Source organism: Streptomyces malachitofuscus, from assembly GCF_055571035.1.
Map to the genome: position 1 here is coordinate 1 of NZ_JBVIGA010000065.1, position 5,455 is coordinate 5,455.

The 5,455-nt window shown below is 73.1% G+C and carries 1 protein-coding gene; it reads right to left on the reverse strand.

Annotated features, from left to right (window positions below):
- Positions 1-5,446, reverse strand: a 5,446-nt coding sequence (locus ACZ44S_RS39000; RefSeq protein ID WP_466938235.1) for an SDR family NAD(P)-dependent oxidoreductase, incomplete at its 3' end; no start/stop codon positions are given.
- Positions 5,447-5,455: the final 9 nt, after the last annotated feature.

Here is a 5,455-nt window from a genome sequence, read left to right on the forward strand (position 1 = left end):
CACCCACACCGTCCGCACCGTCCGCCACCTCACCCACCGGCACCGCGGACCACTCCACCCGCAACAACGACCCAGCACCCGAAGCCCTCAACTGCTCAGCCACCACGGGCCGCAGGGCCAACGATTCCACCGACGCGACCAACGCGCCGTCGCCCGCGGCATCGAAGATGTCCAGGCGCGACGCCTCGGACGCGCCGTCGGCCGGCGTCATCCGGACGCGGACGGCAGCGGATCCGGTGGCGTACAGGGTCACTCCGCGCCACTCCGCGGAGAGGCCCCCGTGACCGGTCGCCTGGGCCGCGGCCTCCAGGAGCGTCGGGTGCAGGCCGAAGCGGGCGGCCTCGGAGGCGAGTTCGTCGTCGAGGGCCAGTTCGACGTACTCCGCCGCGCCCTCGTCGTCCTGGGGCGCCGGGACCGCTCCGGTGGGCGACAACGTGCCGCCGGCATGCCGCGTCCAGGCTTCGTCGCCCTGCTCGGCACGGGTGTAGACAGCGACCGTGCGGTGCCCCTCGTCGTCGGGGCCTCCGACGGAGACCTGGATACGCAGGGCGCCCGTGGCCGGCAGCACGACCGGGGTGTCGATCATCAGCTCCCGCAGGGTGCCCGCGCCGACCTCGTCGCCCGCGCGGACGACCATGTCGACCAGGGCGGCGCCGGGCACCATGCCCGTACCCGGGAGGGAGTCCTCGACCAGCCAGGGCTGTGCCGTGCGCGACAGACGTCCCGTGCACTGGATGCCGCCGGTCTCGGGCACGGCCATCACCGCACTGAGCAGCGGGTGGTTCAGGGACACGTCCGTGGCGGGGACTGCAGCGGCCAGCCAGTAGCGCTGGTGTTGGAAGGCGTAGGTGGGCAGAGCGGTGCGGTGGGCGCCGGTGGGCGCGAACACCTGCTCCCAGTCGACCGTGACACCGCGTGTGTGCAGGTGCCCCAGCATGCCCATCAACGCCCGGTCCTCCGGCACGTCACGACGCAAGGACGGCACACAGTCCTCCGCGATCATCCCGGACAGGACACCATCAGGACCCAGCTCGAGGAACGTAGCGACCTGGCGGTCCCGCAGCGCCTGCACACCGTCGTGGAAACGGACCGTGCCACGCACGTGCTCGACCCAGTACTCCGGATCGCACAGCCGCTCCGGCTCCGCGACCGCACCCGTCAGGTTCGACACCACGGCGATCGTGGGGGTGTGGAAGGTGAGGCCGGAGACGATCTGCCGGAAGTCGTCCAGCATCGGGTCCATCAACGAGGAGTGGAAAGCGTGCGAGACCCGCAGACGCCGCACCCGACGCCCCTCCAAACGGCCCACGACCTCCTCGACAGCCGCCTCGGCACCGGAGAGGACCACGGACGTCGCACCGTTCACCGCCGCGACACCCACACCCCCGACCAGCAGCGGCGCCACCTCGTCCTCCGACGCCTCGACCGCCACCATCACCCCACCCGACGGCAACGCCTGCATCAGACGACCCCGCGCCACCACCAGAGCAGCCGCATCCTCCAACGACCACACACCCGCCACGAACGCGGCCGCCACCTCACCGATCGAATGACCGGCCACCACATCCGCGCGCACACCCCACGACTCCACCAACCGGAACAACGCCACCTCAACAGCGAACAAAGCCGGCTGCGCATAACGCGTCTCGTCAAGCAGCGCCGCATCGTCGCCGAAGACCAGATCCTTCAGCGAGCGGCCCAGCCCCTCGTCGACCACCGCACAGACCTCGTTGAAGGCCTCCGCGAACACCGGGAACGCCGCATACAGCTCACGCCCCATCCCGACCCGCTGCGCACCCTGACCCGTGAACAGCACACCCAGACGCCCGGCGACCACCGACCCCGGCTCGACCGACGCAAGACGCTCACGCGCCTCCTCCACCGAACCCGCCACCACCACCGCACGACGCTCCAGATGCGCGCGCCCCGTCGCCAGCGAGAACGCCACATCCGCCAGACCCGCCCCGGACTCCCCGCCCAGGAATCCCGACAACCGCTCCGCCTGGGCACGCACCGCATCCGGCGTCCGCCCCGACAGCACCAGAGGCACCGGACCCTCCGTCACGGTCGGCTCCGGAACCTCCTGCTCCACGGCCTCCAGAATCACGTGCGCGTTCGTGCCGCTGATCCCGAACGCCGACACACCCGCACGCCGCGGACGGTCCACCTCCGGCCAGTCACGGGCCTCGGTCAGCAACTCCACCGCTCCCGCCGACCAGTCCACGGCCGACGACGGGGCATCCACGTGCAGCGTCTTCGGCAGCACCCCGTGCCGCATCGCCTGCACCATCTTGATCACACCCGCCACACCCGCGGTCGCCCCGGTGTGGCCGATGTTCGACTTCAGGGCGCCGACCAGGAGGGGCCGGTCGTCGCCGGGGCGTTCCTGCCCGTAGGTGGCGAGGAGGGCCTGCGCCTCGATGGGGTCGCCCAGCGACGTACCCGTGCCGTGCGCCTCCACCGCGTCCACGTCGGCCGCCGACAGACCGGCGTTGGCCAGCGCCTGCCGGATCACCCGCTGCTGCGAAGGACCGTTCGGCGCGGTCAGGCCGTTGGACGCACCGTCCTGGTTCACCGCGCTGCCCCGCACCACAGCCAGGACCTCGTGACCGTTGCGCCGCGCGTCCGACAGACGCTCCAGCAGCAGCACGCCCACGCCCTCGGCCCAGCCGGTGCCGTCCGCGCCGTCGGCGAACGCCTTGCAGCGGCCGTCGGGGGCGAGGCCGCGCTGCCGCGAGAACTCGACGAAGACTCCGGGGCTGGACATCACGGCCACGCCGCCGGCGAGAGCGAGCGAGCACTCACCGCTGCGCAGCGCCTGCATCGCGGAGTGCATCGCGACCAGCGACGACGAGCACGCCGTGTCGATGGTGAGCGCGGGGCCCTCCAGGCCGAGGATGTACGAGACCCGGCCGGAGGCCACGCTGCCCGCGCTGCCGGTGAGGGCATAGCCCTCGGTGCCCGAGGTGCCGCCGCCGAGCCGCGGGGTGTAGTCCTGGGCCCCCATGCCGGTGAAGACGCCGACGTCCTTGCCCCGCAGGGATGTCGGGTCGATGCCCGCCCGTTCGAAGACCTCCCACGAGGTCTCCAGAAGGAGCCGCTGCTGCGGGTCCATCGCCAGGGCCTCGCGGGGGTTGATGCCGAAGAACTCGGCGTCGAAGTCCGCGACGCCGTGCAGGAAGCCGCCCTTGCGGACGTAGGTCGTGCCGGGGGCGTCGGGGTTGTCGGAGAAGAGGCCGTCGAGGTCCCAGCCGCGGTCGGCCGGGAAGTCGACGAGCGCGTCGCGGCCGTCGGCGAGCAGGGCCCACAGGTCCTCGGGCGAGGTGACCTCGCCGGGGAGGCGGCAGCTCATGGAGACGATCGCGATCGGGTCGTCGGTCGCGGGGGCGGTCGAGGGTGCGGGCGCGGGGGCAGCCGTGGGCCGGTCCTCGGCGACGGCGTTCCCGAGGAGTTCCGTGCGGATGAGTTCGGCCAGCACCCTGGGGTTCGGGTAGTCGAAGACGAGGGTGGCGGGCAGGCGCAGCCTGGTGACGGCGTTGAGGCGGTTGCGTAGTTCGACCGCGGTGACGGAGTCGAACCCGATCTCCTTGAACGCCCGGTCCGCGTCGACGCCTTCGGTGCCGGTGTGGCCGAGGACGGCTCCGGCCTCGGTGCTCACCAGGGTGACCAGGAGCTGTTCCTGGTCGGCGGGCGTGAGCCGCAGGAGTTCGGCACGCAGGGCCGAGGCGTCGGCGGCGGTGTCGTCCGTGGTGCCGGCGAGGAGTTCGGTGACCTCGGGCAGGCCGCGGAGCAGGGGCCGGGGACGGCTGAGGGTGAAGGCGGGGGCGAAGCGGGTCCAGTCGATGTCGGCGACGACCACGTGGGTCTCGTCGTGCTGGACGGCCTGTTCCAGTGCGGCGATGCAGAGCTGGGGGTCCATCAGGGAGAGGCCGAGCTTCCCGAACTCGCCGGCCATCGAGCCGTCGACCATGCCGCCGCCGTCCCAGGCGCCCCAGGCGAGGGAGGTGGCGGTCAGTCCGCGGGCGCGGCGCCGGTGGGCCAGGCCGTCGAGGTAGGCGTTGGCCCCGGCGTACGAGGTGAGGCCGTTGCTGCCCCAGGCGGTGGCGCCGGAGGAGAAGAGGACGAAGGCGTCGAGTTCGCGGTCGCCGAGCAGGTCGTCGAGGTGGCGGGCGCCGTCGATCTTGGCGCGGCCCATCTCGGCGAACTGCTCGACGGTGAGGCCGGACAGGGGTGATTCGGTCTGGGAGGCGCCTGCGAGGTGCAGGACGGCGGTCAGCGGCAGTTCGGCGGGGACGGCGTCGAGGAGGGCGGCGACGGCGTCGCGGTCGGTGATGTCGCAGGCGGTGAGGGTGACCCGCGCGCCGTGCGCTTCGAGTTCGGCGCGGAGTTCGGCGGCGCCGGGGGCGTCGGGTCCGCGGCGGCTGGTCAGCACCAGGTGTTCGGCGCCCTGCTCGGCGAGCCAACGGGCCACGTGGGCTCCGGTGCCACCCGTGCCGCCGGTGACGAGGACGGTGCCGCTCGGGGTCCAGGGCTTGGTGGCCGGGGCGCCGTCGAGGGGGGCGCGGCGCATGCGGCGGGCGTGGAGGCCGTCGGCGCGTACGGCGAGCTGGTCCTCGTCGTCGGTTCCGGAGAGGGCGGTGCACAGCAGGTCGAGGGTGGACGCGTCGGGCAGTCCGGGGCCGGCCGGCAGGTCGACGAGGCCGCCCCAGGTGCGGGGGTGGTCCAGTGCCAGGACGGTGCCGACGCCCCACATGACGTGCTGGGGGAGGTCGGTCAGTTCCGCGGGGCCGCCGACGGCGACGCCGCCGGACGTGAGGGCCCACAGGGGTGCCTCGATCCCGGCGTCGCCGAGGGCCTGGACGAGGGTGACGGTGCCGATCGTGCCGCGCGACCAGGCGGGGTGGGCGGGGTGCGGCCGGCTGTCGAGCGCGAGGAGCGACACGACGCCGGAGAAGTTCTCGTCGGGCAGGGCGGCGGCCAGCGTCTCCCGGTCGGTGTTCTCGGTGTCGACGTCGACGCGTACGAGCTGTGCGCCGCGGTCGGCGAGGCCGGTGGCGACGGCTTCGGCGAGCGGGCCGCCGTCGGTGCCGACGGCCAGGAGCCAGGTCCCGGACAGGGTGCCGGGAGGTGTGTCGGTGGTGGCCACGCGGTCCCAGCCGAGGTGGTAGCGCCAGGTGTCGACGCGGGTCCGGTCCTGCCGTCGGCGGCGCCACGCGGCGAGCGCGGGCAGGACCTCGTCGAGTACGGAGGCCTTGAGCTGGAGGTCGTCGGCGAGGACGTCGGTGTCGCCGGCCTCGATCGCGGCCCAGAAGGCGGCGTCGACGGGGTCGGCTTCGACGACCGGGCCGTCGTTGGCGTCGAGCCAGTAGTGCTGGTGCTGGAAGGGATACGTCGGCAGTTCCGTCCGCCGCGCACTGCCCGCGTCGAACGCGGCAGCCCAGTCCACCTCCACACC